This window comes from Enterobacter sp. K16B, assembly GCF_020216105.1.
GTDB classification, from domain to species: domain Bacteria; phylum Pseudomonadota; class Gammaproteobacteria; order Enterobacterales; family Enterobacteriaceae; genus Enterobacter; species Enterobacter sichuanensis.
The window spans coordinates 1-25026 of record NZ_JAIWJZ010000017.1 but is presented as its reverse complement, the minus strand read 5'-3'; the positions used below and the strand labels follow the sequence as shown (position 1 = coordinate 25026).

Genomic DNA, 25026 nt, shown 5'->3' with positions numbered 1-25026 from the left:
GCGTTCCTACGGCACGCGTGCGATGGGATCGCTTAATGAGGCGAACGATTACGCGCTTGGCGTCTCCCAGGATCATGATGAAAACACCACCAGCTGGGACGGCTCACTGAACAGCAATCTGCATTACACCAGCCTGGCGCTGGCGGCAGGAGGCGATAACAACAGCAACACTAACTACTCCGCGTCGCTGAGCGGCGGGATTGTGGCGCACGGCGACGGCGTGACTTTCTCGCCTTATCGCGTGGCTGACACCTATGCCATCGCTAAGCTGGATAAACCGGTGGCAGGCGTTGAGATTGGCACTACACGTGGCCCGGTATGGACAGATAAATGGGGCCAGGCGGTGATCCCGGTGTTGTCTCCGTTCCACGAAAGCACGATTGAGGTCAACACCGAAAAGCTGCCAGGCAACCTGGATGTCAGAAACGGCAGAACGGCGATCAAGGCCTCTCATGGCGCCGTGGCGAAGTGGGAGTTTGAGATGCTAAGCCAGCGCCGCGTGCTGTTGACTATCAGCCGCGCGGACGGTACGCCGCTGCCGGAAGGTATCCCGATTGTGGACGAAGCGGGTGAATACATCACTACGGCACCCGAAGACGGCGTGATCTTCCTGAACGATATCTCCGCCAACCAGCAGCTCTTCGCGACGGTGGAGGGAGAGCGTTGCAAGCTGACGTATACCCTGCCGGAGGAAGAACCGAATACATTCTACGAAGAGGTGACAGGGAAGTGTCTTTGAATAACATTCATAAGTACGTGATGCTGGTCGTGTTGCTCTGCGGACCGGCAGCCGTGCAGGCCGATGATGGCGAATGCAAAATGATGTCCGCCGTGAAGACAATCGACTACGGTCGTTATCGTAAAGACGATATGCGAAAGGGTTCTGCTGAACATGTGGGCAAAGTTTATAACGGTTATGCCTCGGTAACGCGGGAACTGCGGGTGTCGGTGATGTGTCCGGATGCGCGTAAAATGCGGATCTCCATCAACGGCGCTGCCCGACAAAACAGGGCCTGGCGATACACCGATAACGGCGCGATGAAGATCGCATTTAAGGATGGCCGCATGGACGGGAAGAGTGTGCAACTGGCCGCTGTCGATATTGGTGCGGTGGTGGTTCAGGGCGGGACGCCAGAAGTGACATTGCCGCCAGAAAAAGCGCTGGCTGCCGTTAACGGGATAGAAGTGGCGGGAGAGCAGTTCACCGCGACCATGATGGTGACGACCTACCTGTCAGAGAAAGCCTTCAGCGTGACCAACGCCACCGATCTTACCGAGACGCTGACGCTGAGCGTCGATACCCTTCCAGTGCAATAATCCTTTTGATACCCGGCTGAGTAGTATGCCGGGCATCACTCTTAGTGGATCCCCGCCACACGCAGCAGCGCGGTGACCACTGCCGCTGCTATGATGACTACAATTAACGGCATTTTTCGCCAGGCCAGAAACACCGCAAACGCGACGCCCAATACGCGTGCCATGCCGGCAAAATGGTCACCTTCATAAAAGGTGGTCGCCAGCGCCACGGAAAACAGCAACACCGTTGCCGCATCTGACAGCAGCGCCTGTGAACGCTCCGATAATGCCAGTCTGCTGCCGAGTTTCGCCCCGCCGAGACGCATCAGATAGGTTCCCGCAGACAAAATTGCGATACCAAGAATAAAAAACGTCATATTTCCCATTATTTTTTCCTCGCCGCGAGACCCAGTAAAGAGAGCAGAACCGGTAAGCCCACCGGGGCAAACGGCACGGAGGCCAGCGACAGAACGGCACCGCTGCAGGCGCGGATGAGCGTGGTACGGTTTTTAAACGCGGGAACCACAAGTGCCAGCAATATGGCCGGGAAGACCGCATCCAGGCCAATGGTTTCCGGATCCGGGAGCAATTTGCCGACCATGGCGCCCAGCAGGGCCCCCAGTGGCCAGATAATCGCCACCCCTAAACCGCATAACCAGTAGGCCGCCTTGCGCTGTTCGGGCGTTTTCTGCGACAGGCCAAACACCACGCTTTCGTCGTTCATGATGTGGCAGCCAAGAAGGCTCAACCCCCGTTTGCCCACCAGTTCACGCACCGTCACGCCAAACGGCACATGACGTGCGTTAACCAGCAACCCCGCCGCCGCCGCTGCCAGCGGGTTACCGCCGCTCGCCACAATACCAATAAACATAAATTCGGACGCGCCCGCGAGCACGGTAATGGAGAGCACAAACGGGACCCAGACCGGAAAACCGTAGGCCATTGCCAGGGAGCCGTATGACATCCCGACCACGCCGACCGCGAGGCAAACCAGGATGATCGCTTTGATGGTGTCGCCTTTCAGACAAGAGAGATGATGCTTCATACAATTTTAGCCATATCGAACGTTTATCCATTATAATGAACGCAACTGAACTGTTTTTCAAGATGAACGATTCGTTCGATTTATAGAACAAGAGGCCGTTTTATGACGCAGCCAATCAGCGTGATCGCCAAAAGTCTGGTGCGAGAACGCCTGCGAACCGGACTTTCACTGGCGGAAATTGCCCGTCGTGCCGGGATCGCTAAATCCACACTTTCCCAGCTGGAGTCCGGCAACGGTAACCCTAGCCTGGAAACGCTGTGGTCGCTCTGCGTGGCGCTGGATATTCCTTTTGCCCGCTTGCTTGAGCCACAACTTCCGACCACGCAGGTGATCCGCCGTGGCGAGGGGACGAAAGTGGTCGCCGGGCAGGCGAACTACGAAGCCATTTTGCTGGCGGCATGCCCCCCGGGTGCACGCCGTGATATCTACCTTCTGATGACCCAACCGGGTGCCGATCGTCTCTCTCAGCCACATTCACCTGGCTCGGTTGAACATATTATTGTGACGCAGGGACGCGCGCTGGTCGGGTTGCTCGACGCCGCGGAAGAGCTTGGGGCAGGGGACTACATTTGCTACCCCGCAGATCAGCCGCATATCTTTAAAGCTCTGGAGCCAGACACCTACGCGCTGCTGGTGGCGGAACAAAATTAACGAAGATACGGAAAATCATGTCGCTTAAAGCAATTGCTAAAGAACTGGGGCTGTCTGTTACCACCGTCAGCCGTGCGCTTAACGGGTATGATGACGTCTCCGCCGAGACGCGTGCCCGCGTGGAAGCGGAGGCCCAGCGCCGTGGCTATCGACCAAATACGTTTGCCCGCCGCCTGAAGATGGGCAAAATTGATGCCGTCGGGCTCGTTTTTCCGGTGCATCCTGTTCCGCTCAATAACAGCGTTTTTATGGACATGGTCGGCGAAATTAGCCACGAACTGGCAAGACATGAAATCGACTTACTGCTCATCGCCGATGATGATCTGGCGGACAAGCACAGCTATATGCGCATGGTCCAAAGCCGGCGCGTGGATGCGCTGATTGTGGCGCATACGCTGGATCACGATCCGCGTCTTGAGCAACTTCAGGCCGCCGGGTTCCCGTTTCTGGCGCTCGGGCGCAGCCAGCTGCCGCAGCCGTATGCGTGGTTCGATTTCGACAACTATGCCGGCACGTATCACGCCACCCGCTGGCTAATCGAGAAAGGGCATCAACGCATTGCGCTACTGGGCGAAAGCAACAATCAGGCATTTATCACCCAGCGTCGGCAGGGCTATCTGGACGCGTTACGGGAAGCCGGGCTGTCCAGCGAGTGGCTGCGCGCCATGCCTCCTTCGCGCCGCATGGGGTATGCCACCACGAAAGCGCTGCTCGCTCTTCCGCAGCCTCCCACGGCCATCATTACAGACTGCAACACCCACGGCGACGGCGCGGCAATGGCCCTGGCGCAGATGGGACGCCTTACTGGCGAAAACGCCGTCTCGCTGGTGGTCTACGACGGCTTACCCCAGGACAGCATTGTTGATATCGACGTGGCGGCAGTGATCCAGTCAACCCGTCAGGGCGTCGGGAAGCAGATTGCTGATATGGTGCGCCAGTTGATTAATGGCGACGATATCGACGCGCTTCAGGTGCTCTGGCAGCCGGAATTCTTCCCAGGCCAGACGGCTTAAATCTCGTAAAATTCCAAACCCGATCACAGATCCGAAACGTTTTGGTTTGTATCCGAAACGTTTCGGATCAACACTCAGGTCATTCCGATGACAGGAGATGCCTGATGCACGATCCCATTTTACGACTTGTAAGCGACACGGTAGACGTGGTGATTAAAACGCACCCGTTTGCAGAAATTCTCTACTGGGGGCCGCACCTTCACCACTTTTCGCCGCAGGATGTCGCTACGCTCGCACGTCCGGTGGCCAACGGCAGGCTGGATGTTGATTCTCCGGTCACGCTGATGGCTGAGCTGGGGCACGGCCTGTTTGGATCGCCCGGCATAGAGGGGCACCGACAGGGGCTGGACGGTTCCCCGGTTTTCACCACCACAGACGTACAGCAGCAGGGACAAACCCTGGCAATTACGGCAGAAGATGAACATGCGGGCCTGCGCCTGACCAGCGAAATGGCGCTGGATGCCAGCGGCGTGCTGGCGGTGCGTCATGGCTTAACCAACCTGAAATCCCAGGCGTGGCAGGTGGACCGTTTCGCCGTCACGCTGCCGGTCGCCGAGCGAGCGCGGGAGGTGCTGGCCTTCCACGGCCGCTGGATCCGTGAATTTCAGCCGCACCGCGTCATGCTTGAGCACGACAGTTTCGTGATTGAAAATCGCCGGGGTAAAACGTCCCACGAACACTTCCCGGCGCTGATTTCGGGTACGCCATCGTTCAGTGAAATGCACGGCGACGTCTGGGGTGTGCATCTGGGCTGGAGCGGCAACCACCGCCTGCGCGCGGAAGCGAAAACCGATGGTCGCCGTTATATTCAGGCCGAAGCGCTCTACCTGCCGGGTGAGGTGGCGATTGAAGAGGGCGACACGCTCTGGACGCCGCGCCTGTATGCCAGCTACTCCGCGCAGGGACTGAACGGCATGAGCCAGCAGTTCCACCGTTACCTGCGCGACAACGTCATCCGCTTTCCGGAAAACAAACCGCGTCCGGTCCACCTCAACACCTGGGAGGGGATCTACTTCAGTCACGACCCGGACTACATCATGCGTATGGCCGACGAGGCCGCAGCGCTGGGCGTGGAACGTTTTATCATTGACGACGGCTGGTTTAAAGGCCGCAACGACGATCGTGCCGCGCTGGGTGACTGGTATCTGGACGAGAAAAAATACCCTGATGGCCTGACGCCGGTGATAAACCACGTCAAACAGCTTGGCATGGAGTTTGGCATCTGGGTTGAGCCGGAGATGATTAACCCCGATTCTGATTTGTATCGCGCGCACCCAGACTGGGTTCTGGCGCTGCCAGGCTACCCCCAGGTGACCGGGCGACACCAGCTGGTGCTTAACCTGAACATTCCGGACGCGTTTGATTACCTGCTGACGCGCATGAGCTGGCTGCTGGGCGAGCATGCGGTCGACTACGTGAAATGGGACATGAATCGCGAGCTGGTGCAGCCGGGACATAACGGCAAAGCCGCGGCCGACGCTCAAACCCGTCAGTTTTATCGTCTGTTAGACGTGCTGGGCGAACGCTTCCCGCACATCGAATTCGAATCCTGCTCCTCTGGTGGTGGACGAATCGATTATGAGGTCCTGACCCGCTGCCACCGCTTCTGGGCGTCCGACAATAACGATGCGCTGGAGCGAAACACTATCCAGCGCGGTATGAGCTATTTTTTCCCACCGGAAGTGATGGGCGCGCATATCGGTCATCATAAATGTCATGCCACCTTCCGCCAGCACAGCATTGAATTCCGCGGTTTGACGGCGCTGTTTGGCCATATGGGGCTGGAGCTGGATCCACTCACCGTGGATGAGAAAGAGCGCGAGGGATATCGTCACTATGCCGCCTTGCACAAGCAGTGGCGTGAGGTGATCCATCGCGGTACCCAGTGGCGCGTGGATATGCCGGACGCCACCACGATGGCGCAGGGCATCGTGAGCGAAGATAAGACGTACGGACTGTTTATGGTCAGCCAACTCGCGATGCCGGATTACACCCTGATGATGCCGCTGCGTATGCCGGGGTTAGAAGCCAGCGCGCAGTACCGCATCACGCTGCTCGATCACCCGAATATTCAGATTACGGGTGAGGGTGGGCACACCATGCGCAGGCTGCCGGCTTGGATGGACGCGCCGCAAACGGTGAGCGGTGAGTGGCTGATGCAGGCAGGGATTGCGCTGCCGATTCTGGATCCGGAAACCGCCATTCTGATTGGCGTGGAACGCGTGTAAGGGTGACGGGCCGGAGACCCGGCCCTCCGTTGAGGATAAAAATAATGAACACAACAACCTGTACCCACAAAGACAACCCTAACTTTTGGATTTTCGGGCTGTTCTTCTTTCTCTACTTCTTCATCATGGCCACCTGCTTTCCGTTCCTGCCCATCTGGCTGTCGGACATCATCGGGCTAAACAAAACCCATACCGGGATTGTTTTCTCCTGCATCTCGCTATCAGCTATCGCCTTCCAGCCGGTACTGGGGGTGATTTCGGACAAGCTGGGGTTAAAAAAACATCTGTTGTGGATTATCTCCGTGCTGCTGTTTCTGTTTGCCCCCTTCTTCCTGTACGTTTTCGCACCGCTGCTGAAAACCAATATCTGGCTGGGTGCGCTGAGCGGCGGGCTGTACATCGGCTTTGTTTTCTCGGCGGGATCGGGGGCGATTGAGGCCTATATCGAACGCGTAAGCCGCAACAGCTTCTTTGAATACGGCAAGGCGCGCATGTTCGGCTGTCTTGGCTGGGGGCTGTGCGCCTCAACGGGGGGCATCCTGTTCGGCATCGATCCGTCGTATGTCTTCTGGATGGGGTCGGGAGCGGCACTGCTGTTGATGCTATTGCTGGTAGTCGCGAAGCCGAAGCCCAACCAGACGGCGCAGGTAATGAACGCCCTGGGCGCCAACCAGCCGCAGATTACAGCCAGAACCGTCTTTAACCTGTTTCGCCAGCGCAGAATGTGGATGTTTATCCTGTACGTGATTGGCGTGGCCTGCGTCTATGACGTCTTCGACCAGCAGTTTGCCACCTTCTTCAAAACCTTCTTCGCGACGCCGCAGGAGGGAACCCGCGCTTTTGGTTTTGCGACGACGGCCGGGGAAATTTGTAACGCCATCATCATGTTCTGCTCGCCGTGGATCATTAACCGCATCGGCGCGAAAAACACGCTGCTGATCGCCGGGGTGATAATGGCGACGCGCATTATCGGCTCGTCATTTGCCACCACTGCTTTAGAAGTGATTGCCCTGAAGATGCTGCATGCGCTGGAAGTGCCGTTCCTGCTGGTGGGGGCGTTCAAATACATTACCGGGGTGTTTGACACCCGTCTGTCGGCCACTATCTACCTGATTGGCTTCCAGTTTGCCAAGCAGTCGGCGGCGATTTTCCTTTCTGCCTTTGCCGGTAATATGTACGACCGAATCGGCTTCCAGGAGACGTACCTGATGCTGGGCTGTTTCGTTCTGGCGATTACGGTGGTGTCAGCCTTTACGCTGAGCAGCAAGCGTGACATTGCGGCAGGCAATAAGGCGGTAGAAGTCCATTAACGTCCTGATCCCATTCACCCTTTTAGCTTTGGTCAGAAAATGAATAACCTTATAAAAACTACGGCATTGATAATCATTTTCAATATCATTTAATTAACTATAATGAACCAACTGCTTACGCGGCATTAACAGCTGTGCCGCCCGACAATAATGGAGAGGATTATGAGTTATACACTGCCATCCCTGCCGTATGCCTACGACGCACTGGAACCGCATTTCGACAAGCAGACGATGGAAATCCATCACACTAAACACCACCAGACTTATGTGAACAACGCGAATGCTGCGCTGGAAAGCCTGCCAGAGTTCGCTAACCTGCCTGTTGAAGAGCTGATCACCAAGCTGGACCAGCTGCCAGCAGACAAGAAAACCGTTCTGCGCAACAACGCTGGCGGTCACGCGAACCACAGCCTGTTCTGGAAAGGCCTGAAAACCGGTACCACTCTGCAGGGCGACCTGAAAGCGGCTATCGAGCGCGATTTTGGTTCCGTTGACAACTTCAAAGCGGAATTCGAAAAAGCTGCTGCCACCCGTTTCGGCTCTGGCTGGGCGTGGCTGGTACTGAAAGGTGACAAACTGGCCGTGGTTTCTACCGCTAACCAGGACTCCCCGCTGATGGGTGAAGCGATCTCTGGCGCATCCGGTTTCCCAATCCTGGGCCTGGACGTGTGGGAACACGCTTACTACCTGAAATTCCAGAACCGTCGCCCGGACTACATCAAAGCGTTCTGGGACGTGGTGAACTGGGACGAAGCAGCAGCGCGTTTCGCCGCGAAAAAATAAGGTTGCATTGACGCCTGTGAGAAGCGAGTCTGATGACTCGCTTTTTTTGTATCTGCAGAAAGGAGCAGCGATGCATTATCCGGTGAATGTATTTACAGGCAAGGTAAGGGAGTACGACGGCAGCCGCCCGAGTGCCATCGCCAAAATTCAGGTCGACGGCGAGCTGATGTTAACCGACCTCGGACTTGCGGGTGACGAGCAGGCCGAAAAGAAAATCCACGGCGGACCCGACCGCGCGCTGTGCCACTACCCGCGCGAACACTATCAGCACTGGAGAACCGAGTTCCCCGAGCAGGCGGACCTCTTTGTCGCCCCCGCATTTGGCGAGAACCTCTCCACCGAAGGGTTGACCGAAAAGAACGTGTTTATTGGCGATATCTACCGCTGGGGCGATGCCCTGATTCAGGTGACGCAGCCACGCTCGCCGTGCTTCAAGCTCAACTTCCATTTCGGCATTCATGACATGTCGGCTCAACTGCAAAACACGGGTAAAACCGGCTGGCTGTACCGCGTGGTGCTGGCAGGGCAGGTATCAGCAGATGCGCCGCTGGAACTGGCATCACGTCTGAGTGAGGTGTCTGTTTATGACGCCTGCGCCATTGCCTGGCATATGCCGTTTGATGACGAGCAATATCATCGCCTGCTGTCGGCGGCGGGATTATCGACCAGCTGGACAAGAACGATGCAGAAGCGGCGTTTACACGGCAAGATCGAAGATAATTCGCGGAGATTGTGGGGGAAATAGTGCCCGTGGAAAGTAGGCCGGGTAAGGCGAAGCCGCCACCCGGCACATACGTCTACGAACGCTTATACAACGGCAGCCACAGCGTTAACCGCAATCCCCCCAGCGGGCTGTCGTCGGCTTTCACCCAGCCACGGTGTTGCTGCATGGCGGTTTCCACAATCGCGAGGCCTAATCCCGTACCGCCGGATTCACGGTCGCGCGCCTCGTCGGTGCGGTAGAACGGACGGAAAATCTGTTCGCGGTCTTCCGGGCTGACGCCAGGACCGTCGTCATCCACAATAACGGTAATCCCGTCTTTATCCACCGAGAAGGCGACCTCAATCTTCGTGTGCGAGTAGCGCAGGGCGTTACGCACGATATTCTCCAGCGCGCTTTCCAGCGTGTTGGGGTTTCCGTACAGCGGCCATGGCCCCGGCGGGAAGTTGACGGTGAAGGATTTGCCCATCTGTTCCGCTTCAAACGCCGCGTTATCCAGCACTTCATGCCACAGGTGATTGGCTTTCACCGTTTCGCTCACCAGCGCGTTTTTCTGCTGATTGCGCGACATGACCAGCAGGTCGTTGATCATACTGTCCAGACGCTGGGCTTCCGTCTCGATGCGCTCCAGCTCTTTACTCTCACCGCTGCGGCGACGCAGCAGCGCGGTGCCAAGCTGCAGGCGCGTAAGCGGGGTTCGCAGTTCGTGCGAGATATCTGACAACAGACGTTGCTGGGCCGTCATCATGCGATCGAGGGCGCTGACCATCTGGTTAAAACTGGTTCCGGCGGCAAGAAACTCCTGCGGTCCGGCTTCCAGTTCGGGGTGTTGTCGCAGGTTACCCTGCGCCACTTCATCGGCGGCATTTTTCAGTTTACGGGCCGGTTTTGCCAGGCTCCACGCCAGCCATAACAACAGCGGCGAGCTGACGAGCATCGTCACAATCAGCAGCAGGAGAGGACGGTCAAACAGCAGGTTGATAAAATCGGACTGGGAGTTGCTCGCCGGACGGATCAGGTAGAGCTGATAATTGTCCTCTCCGTCTCTCACGGAGAAAGGCCCCACCATCTCTACGCGGCCATATTTCTTCTTCTGGGGGTGATCGGCGTTATCCGCCTGACCAATGAAGTTGCGGATGATCTGCATTTCGTTGCGATCGGCCCCAATCACGCGGCCTTCGCTGGTGACCAGCAAAAGGCGTTGTCCGGGCGGAGCCCACTTATCGATAGCGCGAAACAGCCTGCGCCACCACATCAAATCGTTTGGCGGATCGTTTGCCAGCTCGGCTTCCACGTGCTGCTCGATCATCACGCCCTGACGTTGCTCGCTGTCGAGAAGCTCCGTCATCTGGCGTGAGTCGAGTTTTGGCAACATCAGTACGAGCATTAAAACCAGTGCCAGCGTCAGCCAGAAGATGGCGAAGATGCGGGCGGTTAAGCTTCCAATCATGAAGCGGAAACCATCAGATAACCGCGACCACGCAGGGTTTTAAACCACGGGTGACCGTCTTTACGCTCCGGCAGCTTACGGCGCAGGTTAGAGATGTGCATATCAATGGCGCGGTCAAACGGGGTGAGGCGTTTGCCCAGCACTTCCTGACTCAAATGTTCACGCGATACCACCTGGCCGAGGTGCTGCGCCAGCAGATACAGCAGGGTGAACTCCGTACCGGTCAATTCCAGCGTCTGGCCATCGAAGCTCGCTTCCTGACGGCCCGGGTTCAGGCTCAGGGAGTCCACTTCCAGGGTCGGTGAGCTGTTCTCGGTATTTTGCTGCTGCTCGCTCCAGTGGGAACGACGCAGGATAGCGCGAATACGGGCAACCAGTTCACGGTCGTTAAACGGCTTGGGTAAATAGTCATCCGCGCCCAGCTCCAGGCCGAGTACGCGGTCAAGTTCGCTGCCGCGCGCGGTCAGCATGATAACGGGGGTCTGGTGTGTCTGGCGAAGTTCTTTCAACGTATCGATACCGTTTTTCTTCGGCATCATGACGTCGAGCAAAAGTAAATCGATGCTGTCGTCAAGGAGACTCAGCGCCTGCTCGCCATCATGGGCAACCAGGACGTTGAAACCTTCCATGTCGAGCAACTCCTTTAAAAGGGATGTGAGCTCTCGGTCATCATCAACTAACAGGATTTTATTCATTGTTTAAATACCTCCGAGGCAGAAATTACGACATCAAGGCTGTCTAATCCATGACTTTACGTTGTTTTACACCCCCTGACGCATGTTTGCAGCCTGAATCGTAGACTGTCTCTCGTTGAATCGCGACACGAAAGATTTTGGGAGCAAGTGATGCGCAAAGTTACCGCTGCCGTCATGGCCTCAACGCTGGCGTTCAGTGCGTTTAGCCAGGCTGCTGTAGCTATCATCAGCGATAACGGTTCCTCACAAGAGGACACAACGCAGCACAGTAGCCAGAGCCATATGTTTGACGGCATAAGTTTAACCGAACATCAGCGTCAACAGATGCGAGATCTGATGCAGAGGGCACGACACGACCAGCCCCCTGTTAATGTTAGCGAAATGGAGACAATGCATCGCCTTGTCACCGCAGAAAATTTTGACGAAAGCGCTGTACGCGCTCAGGCCGAAAAAATGGCACAGGAACAGGTTGCTCGCCAGGTTGAAATGGCGAAGGTCCGCAACCAGATGTTCCATCTGCTAACGCCCGAGCAGCAAGCGGTTTTGAACACCAGACATCAGCAGCGAATGGACCAGCTGCGTAAGGTTGCACGGATGCAGCGAAGCTCAGAAACGACGTTTTTCAGTAGCAATAGCAGTACCCGAAGTAACCAGTAAACCCTGTTTTCCTTGCCATAGACACCATCCCTGTCTTCCCCCACATGATGTGGGGGTTTTTTTTGCCCCGCATTCTAATTTGTTAACCGTTTATTCATCCTTAGACCCCTCCTGCTTCCGTTATACTAGCGGCATGACATGACAGGAGCGTTTATGAATCAATCCTATGGAAAACTGGTCAGCCGGGCCGCCATCGCGGCGACCGTCATGGCATCCAGCCTGTTACTGATTAAAATCTTTGCCTGGTGGTATACCGGCTCGGTCAGTATTCTGGCGGCGCTGGTAGACTCGCTGATGGACATTGCCGCCTCGTTGACCAACCTGCTGGTGGTGCGCTACTCGCTGCAGCCGGCGGATGAAGAGCACACCTTTGGGCACGGTAAAGCGGAGTCGCTGGCTGCGCTGGCGCAAAGTATGTTCATTTCCGGGTCTGCGCTGTTCCTCTTTTTAACCGGTATTCAGCACCTCGTCTCGCCGACGCCGATGAACGATCCCGGCGTAGGGGTGGTGGTGACGGTCGTTGCACTTATATGCACACTTGTTCTGGTAACGTTCCAGCGCTGGGTGGTTCGCAAAACGCAAAGCCAGGCTGTACGGGCAGATATGCTTCATTATCAATCTGATGTTATGATGAATGGGGCTATTCTTATTGCGCTCGGTCTGGCCTGGTATGGCTGGCATCGGGCCGATGCGTTGTTTGCGTTAGGAATTGGCATCTATATTTTATATAGCGCCTTGCGGATGGGGTATGAAGCGGTGCAATCACTGCTTGACCGCGCCCTCCCGGACTCAGAACGCAATGAAATTTTTTCTATCGTGACCTCCTGGCCTGGTGTCAGCGGTGCACACGATCTGCGAACGCGGCAGTCAGGGCCGACCCGCTTTATTCAGATTCATATAGAAATGGAAGACAACCTGCCACTGGTTCAGGCTCACGTAATTGCTGAGCAGGTCGAGCAGGCAATATTGCAGCGTTTTCCTGGTTCAGACGTCATCATTCACCAGGATCCCTGCTCGGTTGTACCCGGACATGTGGGGCTTTCGTAATTCGTTGTAAAAAAGTGAGCCAGGCCGGCATTTTGTGTATAAATTACCGCCATTTGGTCTGACCTGAATCAATTCAGCTGGAAGGGATTGATATACTATTTGCAGTATTCGTTGGTCGATAAGTTTCTTCCGGCAACAGATTTCAATTTTGCATTCCTAAGTTCAGAGGTAGTCATGATTAAGAAAATCGGTGTGTTGACAAGCGGCGGTGATGCGCCGGGCATGAACGCGGCAATTCGTGGGGTTGTCCGTTCAGCGCTGACGGAAGGTCTGGAAGTTTTTGGTATCTATGATGGTTACCTGGGTCTGTATGAAGACCGTATGGTACAGCTCGACCGTTACAGTGTGTCTGACATGATCAACCGTGGCGGTACCTTCCTTGGGTCTGCGCGCTTCCCGGAATTCCGTGACGAACACGTGCGTGAAGTGGCTATCGAGAACATGAAGAAACGTGGCCTGGACGCCCTGGTGGTTATCGGTGGTGACGGCTCGTACATGGGTGCAAAACGTCTGACAGAAATGGGCTTCCCATGCATCGGTCTGCCAGGCACCATCGACAACGATATCAAAGGCACTGACTACACCATCGGTTACTTCACCGCGCTGGGTACCGTTGTGGAAGCGATTGACCGTCTGCGTGACACCTCTTCTTCTCACCAGCGTATCTCTATCGTTGAAGTGATGGGGCGTTACTGTGGTGACCTGACCCTGGCCGCGGCGATTGCGGGGGGTTGTGAATTCGTGGTGGTTCCGGAAGTGGAATTCAGCCGTGAAGATCTGGTGGCTGAAATTAAAGCGGGCATCGCGAAAGGGAAAAAACACGCGATCGTGGCCATCACCGAGCATATCTGTGACGTTGACGAGCTGGCGAAGTACATCGAAACCGAAACCAAACGTGAAACGCGCGCAACCGTACTGGGTCACATCCAGCGCGGTGGTTCCCCGGGTCCTTATGACCGTATTCTGGCGTCACGTATGGGCGCGTATGCTATCGAACTGCTGCTGCAGGGTCACGGCGGCCGCTGCGTCGGTATTCAGAACGAAAAACTGGTTCACCACGACATCATCGACGCCATTGAAAACATGAAGCGTCCGTTCAAAGGTGACTGGCTGGACTGCGCGAAAAAACTGTACTGATCGGCGTTTGTATTGTGCCGGGTGGCGGCTTCGCCTTACCCGGCCTACAAAAGCACGGTTCGTAGGCCCGGTAAGCGAAGCGCCACCGGGCTTTTTTTGTCCGCAGAGTTTGTCTTTTTATTCCTCAAAGTTATAGCCAATCTTTTTTTATTCTTTAATCCTCGATTCCGTTTCTGGCACGCTGCAATCATCAAAACACTACACAAGAGAGCTGGGCGATGAATAAATGGGGCGTGGGTTTAACATTATTGCTGGCATCGACCAGCGTTCTGGCTAAGGACATCCAGTTACTGAACGTGTCATACGACCCGACGCGTGAGCTGTACGAGCAATACAACAAAGCGTTTGCGGCGCACTGGAAGCAGGAAACCGGCGACAACGTGGTGGTTCGCCAGTCTCACGGTGGGTCCGGTAAACAGGCGACCTCCGTCATCAACGGTATTGAAGCCGACGTGGTGACCCTCGCGCTGGCCTACGATGTCGACGCTATTGCCGAGCGTGGCCGCATCGACAAAAACTGGATCAAACGCCTGCCGGATAACTCCGCACCATACACGTCGACCATTGTTTTCCTCGTGCGTAAAGGCAACCCAAAACAGATCCACGACTGGAACGACCTGATCAAACCTGGCGTGTCAGTGATCACCCCGAACCCGAAAAGCTCTGGCGGCGCGCGCTGGAACTACCTGGGCGCGTGGGGCTACGCACTGCATCACAACAATGGCGACCAGGCCAAAGCGCAGGAGTTCGTGAAAGCGCTGTATAAAAACGTTGAGGTGCTGGACTCCGGCGCGCGTGGCGCCACCAACACCTTCGTCGAGCGTGGAATTGGCGACGTGCTGATTGCATGGGAAAACGAAGCCCTGCTGGCCACCCACGAACTGGGTAAAGATAAATTCGAGATTGTGACCCCAAGCGAGTCGATTCTGGCTGAGCCGACCGTCTCTGTGGTCGATAAGGTGGTTGAGAAAAAAGATACCAAAGCGGTGGCAGAAGCTTACCTGAAGTATCTCTACTCACCAGAAGGGCAGGAAATTGCGGCGAAAAACTTCTATCGCCCACGCGATCCGGCGGTGGCGAAGAAATACGAAACCGTCTTCCCTAAACTGAAACTCTTCACCATTGATGACGTGTTCGGTGGCTGGACGAAAGCGCAGAAAGAGCACTTCTCTAACGGCGGCACCTTCGACCAAATCAGCCAGCGCTAAAAATCAATCAATGACACGGTAACCCGGCGTGAGAAATCCGCCGGGTTTTTTATTTGGTCATCATTTTGCGTTACTCTTTTGCCTCTATCGAAAACAGGGAACGCGTTGTGAAAAAAATTATCTTACTGATCCTGATTGTTATCGCCCTTGTCGCGGGTGGTGTGTACTGGATGAAAGCGGGTAATCCGAATGCGTTGCGACATATCGTTCTCGACCAGTGTGTGCCGAATCAGCTCCAGCACCGTAATCCGGCGCCGTGTGCGCAGGTGAAAACAGATGCAGGCTACGTGGTGTTTAAAGACCGCAACGGACCGCTGCAGTATCTGCTGATGCCAACCTACCGCATCACCGGCACCGAAAGTCCGCTGTTGACCGAACCTCATACGCCGAACTTTTTCTGGCTGGCCTGGCAGTCGCGAAGCTTTATGACCCTGAAGCGCGGCTCCGAGGTGCCTGACAGCGCCATTTCGCTGACGATTAACGCCCCGACGGGTCGTACGCAGAATCATTTTCATATTCATATCTCCTGCCTGCGCCCGGACGTGCGCGAAAAGCTCAATGCGGCTCAGGGAGAAATCACCACCCAGTGGCTCCCGTTCCCGGGTGGGCTGGAAGGGCATGAATATCTTGCGCGTCGGGTGACGGAGAATGAGCTGGTCCAGCGCAGCCCGTTTATGATGCTGGCTGAAGAGTTGCCCGAAGCGCGTGACCATATGGGGCGCTTCGCGCTGGCGATGGCGCAGCAGTCGGATGGTTCGTTTGTTTTGCTGGCGACGGAGCGCAATCTGCTGATGCTGAACCGCGCATCGGCAGAGGAATTGCAGGATCATCAATGCGATATCCTGAAGTAACCCCACCATAAATAGCGTTTACTCAACCTGCCTGTCGCCGTAGACTTGCTGAAAAATTCTACAGGAGACAGGTATGTCGCTCTGGTCAACGTATCCTCTGCTGCTGCCCTCGCTGATCGTTGGCGTCACCATCGTGCTATGGGCGACGTCGCTCTTGCCGGAGTTTATCACTGCCCTGCTGTTCTTCACCGCGGCGATGACGGCGAAAATTGCTCCGCCTGAGGTCATCTTCGGCGGTTTTGCCTCGTCGGCTTTCTGGCTGGTGTTCAGCGGTTTTGTGCTCGGCGTGGCGATCCGCAAAACCGGGCTGGCGGACAGGGCCGCCCGGGCGCTGTCCGCAAAGCTCACCGACTCCTGGGTATTGATGGTGGCGAGCGTGGTGCTGCTGAGCTACGCGCTGGCGTTTGTTATGCCGTCGAATATGGGGCGTATTGCGCTGCTGATGCCGATTGTCGCCGCGATGGCAAAGCGCGCCGGTATTGCTGACGGCTCCCGCGCCTGGTTTGGTCTGGCGCTGGCGGTGGGGTTCGGGACGTTTCAGCTTTCGGCGACGATCCTGCCTGCAAACGTCCCTAACCTGGTGATGAGCGGCGCGGCGGAAGGCTCGTACGGCATCCACCTGAACTATGTCCCGTATCTGCTGCTGCATACGCCGGTGCTGGGTATTCTCAAAGGCCTGATCCTGATTGGCCTTATCTGCTGGCTTTTTCCCGGTCATCCAAAACCCCCGAAGGAACAGACGTCATCTGAACCTATGGGCCGGGATGAAAAACGTCTTGCCTGGCTGCTGGCGATAGTGCTGGGGATGTGGGTGACGGAGAGCTGGCACGGTGTGGGGCCCGCGTGGACGGGGCTGGCGGCGTCGGTCATCGTTATGCTGCCGCGCGTGGGCTTTATCACCGGCGAGGAGTTTTCTGCCGGTGTGAATATGCGTACCTGTATCTATGTTGCCGGTATTCTGGGGCTGGCGATTGTCGTCACGCAAACCGGGATTGGAACGGCGGTGGGCGAGGCGTTGCTCCGCATTATGCCGCTGGATGCAGAGAGACCGTTCACCAGCTTCCTGGCGCTGACCGGTATTACCACCGCGCTCAACTTTATTATGACCGCCAACGGCGTTCCGGCGCTTTATACCACCCTGGCGCAGAGTTTTTCGGATGCGACAGGTTTCCCTTTGCTGTCAGTGATCATGATTCAGGTACTGGGTTATTCCACGCCGCTGCTGCCGTATCAGGCGTCGCCGATTGTGGTGGCGATGGGGTTAGGGAAGGTGCCTGCAAAGGCGGGGATGGTGCTCTGTCTGGCGCTGGCAATTGTCACGTATCTGGTGCTGCTGCCGCTGGATTATTTGTGGTTTAGCGTTTTAGGTCGTTTGTAGCGATTTTGTAGGGCGGGTAAGCGCAAGCGCCACCCGCCACAACAGCATTACGCCTGTTTAGCCGCTTCTGCCGCTTTAACGATCACCGCGAAAGCGTCAGCTTTCAGGGATGCACCGCCAACCAGCGCGCCATCGATGTCTGGCTGGGTGAACAGCTCAGCAGCGTTGGATGCGTTAACGGAACCGCCGTACTGGATAATCACTTGCTCAGCCACTTTCGCGTCCGCTTTAGCAATGTGGTCACGGATGAATTTGTGAACCGCCTGAGCCTGTGCAGGGGTAGCTGATTTACCGGTACCGATCGCCCAGACTGGCTCGTATGCGATAACCGCACCTTCGAACGCTGCCGCGCCCTGGGTTTTCAGCACCGCGTCGATCTGACGTGCGCAAACCTCTTCGGTTTTGCCTGCTTCGTTTTCTGCTTCGGTTTCACCGATGCACAGAACCGGAATCAGACCCTGCTCTTTCAGCACAGCAAATTTCTTCGCGATGAACTCGTCAGATTCTTTGTGGTAGGTGCGACGCTCAGAGTGGCCGATGATGATGTATTTCGCGCCGATATCTTTCAGCATTTCAGCGGACGTTTCACCGGTGAACGCGCCAGACAGGTTAACGTCAACGTTCTGCGCGCCCAGCACGATGTGGCTGCCGTCAGCGGCATGTTTAGCCAGATCCAGGTAAATATCCGGCGGAGCGATAGCAACCGCGCAGCCCGTCACGCCAGCCAGCTCTTTACGCAGGTTCGCAACCAGCTCGTTTACCATGTGGCGGCTGCCGTTCAGTTTCCAGTTACCCATCACTAAAGGATGTCGCATTTCAATTCTCCACGCTAAATAAGCGAATTAAGGAATATGGCCACCCTGACGGGCAGCATGGTCTGTGAATCAGTATAGAGATTTTCCCTCGAAAGGCTTTGCTTTTTGTCATTAATTCGCCCCGCCGAGGGTGTCAGATAGTGCCAGCTTAATCGGTTCAACTGCGAAGGTCAGTCCTTTTTCGCCGTTGTCCGCCACAACATAGCGAATCGCGCCTTCGGTATCGGCGTAGTAACGCTTGTTTTTACCGGCAGTGAGGAGTTTTTGCAGCTTTTGTTGGCTTTGTTTTTTCGTCAGCGCGGGGGTAAAAGCCTGCAACACAGCGCTCATATACTCCAGCGCCTTTGCCTTAGCGGCTTTCTGCTCCGGCCCCTGTATCGGCAGCCAGGTGATTTGCATGCTTTTGATTTTTAACGTACCGCGCTCCAGCGCCGTGGAGGCATACAAATTCTCGTTAATCTTGCTGGCTGCACGGGTCAGGGTAGGGGTATCGCGGGAACCATCAATGGCGCGAAATTCATCCAGTGGCAGCGTTGGGTTGGCCTGATTGAAGGTTTCACGAAACTGGCTGATGGACTGATCGAACGACGGCGCACCCGCCAGCAGATACGGTGCGGTGGTCGGGGCCGTCGTTTCAGCGGCGTGCAGGGGAAAACCCGCGCTGAGCAGTGCTAAACACAGGAAGAGAGAACGTGCCGAACTTTTCATCAACATTGCCCCTGGCCGTAAGTGCTCATGATTAAAACGATATCTGGTCGGCTTGTCAAAAGGTCACAACTCCAGGGTAAAATGCGCGCAATACGATAATAAGGAACCTTACATGACCATACAGCAGTGGCTGTTTTCATTCAAAGGGCGTATTGGACGCCGCGATTTCTGGATCTGGATGGTGACGTGGGTTGTCGCCATGCTGCTTCTGTTTTTTGTTGCTTATAACGCCTGGCTAAGCACGCAAACGGCGGCCTTTGCGCTGGTCTGCCTGCTATGGCCAACGGCCGCCGTGGTGGTGAAACGTCTGCACGATCGTGGTCGTTCCGGCGCGTGGGCATTTCTGATTATTCTGGCGTGGATGCTGGTGGCGGGAAACTGGGCGATGCTGCCGTCCATCCTGCCGTGGGTGGTGGGCAGGCTGCTGCCGTCGGTCATCTTCGTGATGATGGTTATCGATCTGGGCGCGTTTATCGGCACCCAGAGCGAAAACAAATACGGTAAAGATACCGTTGAGGTGAAGTATCGCTGATCACCAGTAGTGTTCAGCAGTCATATGACCCGGCCGGCGGCGAAGGTGTTTCGTCATCTGCCGGGTATCTTTCAGAAGCTGCTGCGTGTCGCGAACCATCTGCGGGTTGCCGCACAGCATCACGTGGCTGGTTTCGGCGCTCATTGGCAAACCCACTGCCTCTTCCAGGGCACCACTTTCAATTAACGCTGGTACGCGGCCAGTCAGCGTTCCTGCTACGGTTTCGCGGCTGACCACCGTCTGAATCTTTAACTTTCCGCCATACTGCTGTTCCAGCGCCTGCATCTGCGGCAAATAGCTCAAGTCTGCAGCGTAGCGCGCAGCGTGAACCAGCACGATGTTTTTAAAGCGTTCCAGGTCTTTGCCGTACTGCAGAATAGAGAGGTAGGGGCCAATGGCCGTACCGGTGGCCAGCATCCAGAGGGTGTCACAGTCAGGGATCTCCTCGAGCACAAAGAAGCCGGCGGCTTCACTCACAATTTGCACCTCGTCTCCGGGCTTAAGGGCGGCAAGGCGCGGGCTCAGTTTGCCGTCCGGAACGGTGACCAGATAAAACTCGAGGTCCGGGTTATCAGGGGCGTTAACGTATGAGTAGGCGCGCTGTACGCGCTCGCCGTCGACATCCAGCCCCAGCTTCGCAAATTGCCCGGCTTTAAACGGGTGGACGGGAGCATGCAGGGTGAGACTAAATAGCGCATCGGTCCAGAACTGTATTTTTGTGACTTTACCTGTTACCCAGTCCGCCATGATCTTCTCCTGTGCTGTTTCTCTGTTCTATCTTCCGTACTTACCGGGGAGATTTCCAGCCCCTTTGGGCCGAAAAGCTCTATCGATCAAACGGTTTTACAGAATGTGCGTCTGCACGTCCGGGTCTTTGCGGTCGAGATAGTGGATTGACTGAATGCGACGAATGGTGCGCGATTTACCGCGGATCAGCAGCGTTTCAGTGGTCGCCATATTGCCTTTGCGGGTAATGCCGTCCAGCAGGTCGCCTTTAGTAATACCGGTTGCCGAGAAGACAACATTATCGCTACGAGCCATCTCGTTCAGCGCGAGCACTTTATTGGCCTCGATACCCATCGCTTCGCAGCGTGCCAGCTCATTTTCCCCGATACGGCGGTTTTCTTCGCTGTCGCCTTTCACCTCATGACGTGGCAGCAGACGGGCCTGCATATCGCCATCCAGCGCGCGGATCACAGCCGCTGATACCACGCCTTCCGGCGCGCCACCGATGCCGTACAACACATCCACTTCGCTGTCTGGCATGCAAGTCAAAATGGAGGCGGCAACGTCGCCATCCGGAATGGCAAACACCCGCACGCCGAGCTTTTGCATCTGCGCGATGGTGGCGTCGTGGCGCGGTTTGGCCAGAATAGTCACGGTAAGTTCGCTAAGGGGTTTGGCCAGCGCTTTGGCGATGTTGCGCAGGTTCTCTTCCAGCGGCAGGCTGAGGTCGATAGCGCCCTTCGCGCCAGGACCGACAATCAGCTTCTCCATATACATATCCGGCGCGTTGAGGAAGCAGCCTTTATCGCCTACAGCCAGCACCGCCAGGGCATTGGCCTGACCCATCGCCGTCATGCGGGTGCCTTCGATCGGGTCGACGGCGATATCCACGGCATCGCCGTTGCCGGTACCCACTTTTTCACCGATATAGAGCATCGGCGCTTCGTCGATCTCGCCTTCGCCGATCACGATAGTGCCGTCGATATTGACCTGGTTAAGCACAATGCGCATGGCATGGACGGCCGCGCCGTCTGCGGTATTTTTGTCACCACGACCCAGCCATTTATAGCCTGCAAGGGCGGCGGCTTCGGTGACGCGGGAAAACTCGATAGCAAGTTCACGTTTCATGAGGTACTCGTGCAATCAAAAGGAATTGCACGAAGTTTATCACAGAGTGGGGAGACGAGTTCCCTCTCCCCGATGGGGAGAGGGTTAGGGAGAGGGGGATTACTCGTCGTGCTCTTCCCACGCCAGGGCGCGTTTCACCGCTTTTTTCCAGCCGCTGTAGCGGAAGTTACGTTCGGTAGTTTCGATGCCAGGACGGAATTCGCGTTCGATAACCGCTTTCTCCTGCAGCTCGTCCAGGTTCTGCCAGAAGCCGACGGCCAGACCGGCAAGGTACGCCGCACCCAGCGCAGTGACTTCACGCACTTCAGGACGCTCCACGCGGGTGCCCAGAATGTCGGACTGGAACTGCATCAGGAAGTTGTTCGCCACCGCGCCGCCGTCCACGCGCAGGGCGTGCAGACGAATGCCGGAGTCCGCCTGCATCGCTTCCAGCACGTCACGCGTCTGGTAGGCGATGGATTCCAGGGTGGCGCGAATAATGTGGTTAGAATTCACACCACGCGTCAGGCCGAAAATCGCGCCGCGCGCATACGGGTCCCAGTACGGTGCGCCCAGACCGGTGAATGCAGGCACCACGTACACGCCGTTGGTGTCTTTCACTTTGGTTGCGAAGTACTCGGAGTCGAATGCATCGCTGATCAGCTTCATCTCGTCACGCAGCCACTGGATAGACGCACCGGCCATGAACACCGCACCTTCCAGGGCATAGTTCACTTCGCCGCGAGGGCCGCAGGCGATGGTGGTCAGCAGGCCGTTTTCTGATTTCACCGCTTTCTCGCCGGTGTTCATCAGCATAAAGCAGCCGGTGCCGTAGGTGTTCTTCGCCATCCCTTCCTTAACGCACAGCTGGCCGAACAGCGCCGCCTGCTGGTCACCGGCGATACCGGCGATAGGAATACGCGTACCGCCTTTACCGCCGATGTTGGTCTGGCCGTACACTTCAGAAGATTTACGCACTTCAGGCAGCATCGCGCGTGGGATATCCAGCGCGTCCAGCATCTTGTCATCCCACTCCAGGGTGTTGATGTTGAACAGCATGGTACGCGAGGCGTTGGTGTAGTCGGTGACATGAACGCGTCCCTGGGTCATCTTCCAGATAAGCCAGGTATCGACGGTGCCGAACAGCAGCTCACCGCGTTTGGCACGCTCGCGTGACCCTTCCACGTGGTCGAGGATCCACTTCACTTTGGTGCCGGAGAAATACGGGTCAACCACCAGACCCGTGGCGCTGCGGACGTACTCTTCCATGCCATCACGCTTCAGCTGCTCGCAGATCTCAGAAGTACGACGGCACTGCCAGACGATGGCGTTGTAAATCGGCTTTCCGGTTTCACGTTCCCAGACAATCGTTGTTTCACGCTGGTTGGTGATACCAATTGCGGCGATCTCGTCGGAACTGATATCGGCTTTCGCCAGCACTTCGACCAGCGTGGAGCTTTGTGATGCCCAAATCTCCATCGGGTCGTGTTCTACCCAGCCTGGACGAGGATAAATTTGTTCAAATTCGCGCTGTGACACGCTGACGATGTTCGCGTCATGATCCATTACGACAGCGCGGGAGCTGGTAGTGCCCTGGTCGAGCGCAACGATATATTTTTTTTCGGTCATGGTATGTGTCCCGTAGTCAGATTACAGCGAAGCTTTTTGTTGTGCGGTAGAAGTCGTCTCCTTCTCCTCTTCCACACAGGTGTCGCACGGTAAGTGGCGACCAATTAATTTGCGGTAGCTAAATGCGCCCAGCGCAGCCCCGACAACCGGCGCGAACAGCGGTACCAGGAAGTAAGGAATGTCTTTGCCACCGGTAAAGGCGACGTCGCCCCAGCCTGCGATAAAGGCGAACGCTTTCGGTCCAATATCACGCGCCGGGTTCATCGCGAATCCGGTCAGTGGGCCCATGGATGCGCCAATTACCGCAATCAGCAGGCCAATCAGCAGAGGAGCCAGCGGGCCGCGCGGAATGCCGTTTCCGTCGTCGGTCAGCGCCAGGATTACGCCCATCAGAATAGCGGTAATCACCATTTCAACTGCGAATGCCTGCACAAAATTGATATGCGGGTTTGGATAGGTTGAGAAGATACCTGCCAGATCCAGACTTTCGACGCTGCCGCGCACCATATGATGCGTCTGTTCGAAGTCGATGAAAAGATTGTAATAAAGCCCGTAAACTAACGCCGCTGCGCAAAACGCGCCGGCAAACTGAGAAAGAATGAAAGGAACAACTTTGCGTCCGTCGAAGCACGCGAACAGCCACAGTGCGATAGTCACCGCCGGGTTAAGATGTGCACCAGAAACCCCTGCAGTCAGGTAGATGGCCATCGCCACGCCCAGACCCCAGATGATACTGATTTCCCACTGACCAAAACTGGCACCCGCCACTTTCAGTGCAGCGACACAACCCACTCCGAAGAATATCAACAACCCGGTACCAAGGAACTCGGCAATGCACTGGCCTTTTAAGGTTGATGTCTGACTCATAATCGGAATCCTGAAGAAATTGATGTTTATTGTTAGCATGGCCGCCCGTGACAGCCACGATGTCCTGTAGACATAGTGTTAATTTATCGTTAACGAGCAAAAACGAGAAATATCGAAATCAAAATGTGTGGTCTGTGTCAATAAAATGAGCGTTTTCGCGCCATAAAGCACATTTTTACAACAGCGCCGGAATGTGAGCTGAATCATTTCATTAACGAATGAGTTAACAATTTAGGGGTATATGACGCGAACGCACCAGGACCAGACCTAAAAGTGTTGCAAACCGCGATCTGCGCGGCGTGTCGCTGGACACAGAGCGCCGCGCTCCATACAATCGATGGAATATGTCGTGCGCGTTTATGTTAAAGCGTCGCCTTGCAATTCAGGAGAGGTAGCATCATGTCTTTAGAAGTGTTTGAGAAACTGGAATCGAAAGTACAGCAGGCGATTGACACCATCACGCTGCTGCAGATGGAAATTGAAGAGCTGAAAGAGAAGAACAACAGCCTGGCGCAGGAAGTTCAGAATGCGCAGCACAGCCGCGAAGAACTGGAGCGCGAAAACAACCAACTGCGCGAGCAGCAGAACGGCTGGCAGGATCGCCTGCAGGCGCTGCTGGGACGTATGGAAGAAGTCTGATTCCCATAGGGATGAACAAAGTAGGCCGAGTCAGGCGCAGCCGCCACCCGGCTTTTTTATGGTTTTCGCTAACTGACATCAAACCATAAAAAAGGCCGCCAATGGCGGCCTTAACGCTACTTGTCCTGCGCTGTCATAGCATAAGCAACAAACCCACCAGGTTCATCACTCTTTACCACGAGTACGCTGGCGACAATGAACGCGATACATAAATAGCGTTTCATTATGCGGTCCCTGCAGCTAACCGCTCCACCGTTCACCACCGGTGATAAGTCGGTGGACACAAGCCCTGGCGTGGGCTGCACTACGGTTGTGAATATACCTTTCCCTGGACCGATGCCCATTTGCGAGATGGCGGAAAGGGACGCTGCATCATAGTTAACATCAGCCTCGCCGTTAAGATGTGCAAATAAAATTAAGATTTTATAAAGAGTCTGAGGGATTGCCTGCCGCTTATTGAGGGGTATGATAAAAGTCCCTGGTGTGGAGCTGTAAATTCTCCCAACGGACCGCGAATCCCGAGGGACAAAAAA

The 25026-nt window shown here is 55.8% G+C and carries 27 protein-coding genes; 16 read left to right on the top strand and 11 right to left on the bottom strand.

The annotated features are described in order from the left end of the window. Positions 1 to 739 (top strand): fimbria/pilus outer membrane usher protein (locus LDK53_RS04435; protein WP_225284680.1); only part of this gene is annotated, 739 nt, incomplete at its 5' end. After that, entirely contained in the window at positions 730 to 1317 is a 588-nt protein-coding gene (locus LDK53_RS04430; protein WP_225284678.1) for a hypothetical protein, read from the top strand. The genes LDK53_RS04435 and LDK53_RS04430, both read left to right, overlap by 10 nt. Before the next feature lie 41 nt (positions 1318 to 1358). Here LDK53_RS04430 and LDK53_RS04425 read toward each other — a convergent pair whose 3' ends face one another. Next, positions 1359 to 1682, bottom strand: a complete 324-nt coding sequence (locus LDK53_RS04425; protein ID WP_025760215.1) for an AzlD domain-containing protein — start codon at positions 1680 to 1682, stop codon at positions 1359 to 1361. Then, positions 1682 to 2341: an AzlC family ABC transporter permease gene (locus LDK53_RS04420; protein ID WP_225284676.1), complete on the bottom strand. Its 660-nt coding sequence runs from the start codon at positions 2339 to 2341 to the stop codon at positions 1682 to 1684. The genes LDK53_RS04425 and LDK53_RS04420 overlap by 1 nt, the downstream gene beginning before the upstream one ends. A 102-nt stretch (positions 2342 to 2443) precedes the next feature. Here LDK53_RS04420 and LDK53_RS04415 point away from each other — a divergent pair, with 102 nt between their 5' ends. The 6 genes from LDK53_RS04415 to yiiM all read left to right on the top strand — a co-directional run bounded on the left by LDK53_RS04415 (position 2444) and on the right by yiiM (position 9071). After that, positions 2444 to 2992 (top strand): helix-turn-helix domain-containing protein, encoded by a 549-nt coding sequence (locus LDK53_RS04415; protein WP_025760217.1) that lies wholly within the window; start codon positions 2444 to 2446, stop codon positions 2990 to 2992. Between the two features lie 17 nt (positions 2993 to 3009). Beyond that, the gene (locus LDK53_RS04410) at positions 3010 to 4005 is read left to right on the top strand and encodes a LacI family DNA-binding transcriptional regulator (RefSeq protein ID WP_025760218.1); all 996 of its coding nucleotides are present in this window, start codon (positions 3010 to 3012) and stop codon (positions 4003 to 4005) included. A gap of 104 nt (positions 4006 to 4109) precedes the next feature. Beyond that, positions 4110 to 6233, top strand: coding sequence for an alpha-galactosidase (locus LDK53_RS04405; protein ID WP_225284674.1), 2124 nt, complete (start codon positions 4110 to 4112; stop codon positions 6231 to 6233). A 44-nt stretch (positions 6234 to 6277) separates the two neighbouring features. After that, a complete protein-coding gene (locus LDK53_RS04400) occupies positions 6278 to 7543 on the top strand; it encodes an MFS transporter (protein ID WP_225284673.1) in 1266 nt (421 codons plus the stop codon). Between the two features lie 162 nt (positions 7544 to 7705). Next, a complete protein-coding gene (gene sodA, locus LDK53_RS04395; protein ID WP_003861999.1) occupies positions 7706 to 8326 on the top strand; it encodes a superoxide dismutase [Mn] in 621 nt (206 codons plus the stop codon). A gap of 70 nt (positions 8327 to 8396) precedes the next feature. Continuing rightward, on the top strand, positions 8397 to 9071 hold the full coding sequence (yiiM, locus tag LDK53_RS04390; protein WP_025760220.1) for a 6-hydroxyaminopurine reductase: 675 nt from the start codon (positions 8397 to 8399) through the stop codon (positions 9069 to 9071). A gap of 52 nt (positions 9072 to 9123) precedes the next feature. On the opposite strand, the gene cpxA is transcribed toward yiiM, so the two are convergent. Together cpxA and cpxR are read right to left on the bottom strand one after the other, a co-directional pair. After that, a complete protein-coding gene (cpxA, locus tag LDK53_RS04385; protein ID WP_025758806.1) occupies positions 9124 to 10497 on the bottom strand; it encodes an envelope stress sensor histidine kinase CpxA in 1374 nt (457 codons plus the stop codon). Next, complete coding sequence (gene cpxR, locus LDK53_RS04380) at positions 10494 to 11192, bottom strand: envelope stress response regulator transcription factor CpxR (protein WP_025758808.1); 699 nt, start codon at positions 11190 to 11192, stop codon at positions 10494 to 10496. Before cpxR ends, cpxA begins: the two co-directional genes overlap by 4 nt. A gap of 150 nt (positions 11193 to 11342) precedes the next feature. On the opposite strand from cpxR, the gene cpxP reads away from it, so the two are divergent. The 6 genes from cpxP (at position 11343) to LDK53_RS04350 (ending at position 17470) form a co-directional block, all read left to right on the top strand. Continuing rightward, positions 11343 to 11849: a cell-envelope stress modulator CpxP gene (gene cpxP, locus LDK53_RS04375; RefSeq protein ID WP_025758810.1), complete on the top strand. Its 507-nt coding sequence runs from the start codon at positions 11343 to 11345 to the stop codon at positions 11847 to 11849. A 153-nt stretch (positions 11850 to 12002) separates the two neighbouring features. Continuing rightward, positions 12003 to 12896, top strand: coding sequence for a CDF family cation-efflux transporter FieF (fieF, locus tag LDK53_RS04370; RefSeq protein WP_025758811.1), 894 nt, complete (start codon positions 12003 to 12005; stop codon positions 12894 to 12896). A gap of 174 nt (positions 12897 to 13070) precedes the next feature. After that, on the top strand, positions 13071 to 14033 hold the full coding sequence (pfkA, locus tag LDK53_RS04365) for a 6-phosphofructokinase (protein ID WP_014172210.1): 963 nt from the start codon (positions 13071 to 13073) through the stop codon (positions 14031 to 14033). 218 nt (positions 14034 to 14251) lie between these two features. After that, complete coding sequence (locus tag LDK53_RS04360) at positions 14252 to 15241, top strand: sulfate ABC transporter substrate-binding protein (RefSeq protein ID WP_025758814.1); 990 nt, start codon at positions 14252 to 14254, stop codon at positions 15239 to 15241. A gap of 107 nt (positions 15242 to 15348) precedes the next feature. Beyond that, on the top strand, positions 15349 to 16092 hold the full coding sequence (locus tag LDK53_RS04355; protein ID WP_225284671.1) for a CDP-diacylglycerol diphosphatase: 744 nt from the start codon (positions 15349 to 15351) through the stop codon (positions 16090 to 16092). Between the two features lie 73 nt (positions 16093 to 16165). Further along, positions 16166 to 17470, top strand: coding sequence for an SLC13 family permease (locus tag LDK53_RS04350; protein WP_225284670.1), 1305 nt, complete (start codon positions 16166 to 16168; stop codon positions 17468 to 17470). 47 nt (positions 17471 to 17517) lie between these two features. Here LDK53_RS04350 and tpiA read toward each other — a convergent pair whose 3' ends face one another. Both tpiA and LDK53_RS04340 read right to left on the bottom strand, forming a co-directional pair. Further along, positions 17518 to 18285, bottom strand: a complete 768-nt coding sequence (gene tpiA, locus LDK53_RS04345) for a triose-phosphate isomerase (protein WP_225284667.1) — start codon at positions 18283 to 18285, stop codon at positions 17518 to 17520. Positions 18286 to 18396: 111 nt separating this feature from the next. Beyond that, positions 18397 to 18993 carry a DUF1454 family protein gene (locus LDK53_RS04340; RefSeq protein ID WP_025758819.1) on the bottom strand — a complete coding sequence of 199 codons (597 nt, stop codon included), beginning with the start codon at positions 18991 to 18993 and terminating at the stop codon, positions 18397 to 18399. A gap of 112 nt (positions 18994 to 19105) precedes the next feature. Here LDK53_RS04340 and LDK53_RS04335 point away from each other — a divergent pair, with 112 nt between their 5' ends. Further along, a complete protein-coding gene (locus tag LDK53_RS04335) occupies positions 19106 to 19525 on the top strand; it encodes a DUF805 domain-containing protein (RefSeq protein ID WP_025758820.1) in 420 nt (139 codons plus the stop codon). On the opposite strand, the gene fpr is transcribed toward LDK53_RS04335, so the two are convergent. From fpr to LDK53_RS04315, 4 genes are all read right to left on the bottom strand, one after another. Continuing rightward, positions 19526 to 20272, bottom strand: a complete 747-nt coding sequence (gene fpr / locus LDK53_RS04330; protein ID WP_025758821.1) for a ferredoxin--NADP(+) reductase — start codon at positions 20270 to 20272, stop codon at positions 19526 to 19528. A 96-nt stretch (positions 20273 to 20368) separates the two neighbouring features. Continuing rightward, the gene (glpX, locus tag LDK53_RS04325) at positions 20369 to 21379 is read right to left on the bottom strand and encodes a class II fructose-bisphosphatase (protein WP_059386306.1); all 1011 of its coding nucleotides are present in this window, start codon (positions 21377 to 21379) and stop codon (positions 20369 to 20371) included. Positions 21380 to 21478: 99 nt separating this feature from the next. Further along, positions 21479 to 22987, bottom strand: a complete 1509-nt coding sequence (glpK, locus tag LDK53_RS04320; RefSeq protein ID WP_014885706.1) for a glycerol kinase GlpK — start codon at positions 22985 to 22987, stop codon at positions 21479 to 21481. Positions 22988 to 23008: 21 nt separating this feature from the next. Then, a complete protein-coding gene (locus tag LDK53_RS04315; protein ID WP_014885705.1) occupies positions 23009 to 23854 on the bottom strand; it encodes an MIP/aquaporin family protein in 846 nt (281 codons plus the stop codon). Between the two features lie 399 nt (positions 23855 to 24253). On the opposite strand from LDK53_RS04315, the gene zapB reads away from it, so the two are divergent. Beyond that, positions 24254 to 24493 carry a septal ring assembly protein ZapB gene (zapB, locus tag LDK53_RS04310; RefSeq protein WP_008501806.1) on the top strand — a complete coding sequence of 80 codons (240 nt, stop codon included), beginning with the start codon at positions 24254 to 24256 and terminating at the stop codon, positions 24491 to 24493. A 116-nt stretch (positions 24494 to 24609) separates the two neighbouring features. Here zapB and LDK53_RS04305 read toward each other — a convergent pair. Beyond that, positions 24610 to 25026, bottom strand: a 417-nt coding sequence (locus LDK53_RS04305; RefSeq protein WP_225284666.1) for a hypothetical protein, incomplete at its 5' end; no start/stop codon positions are given.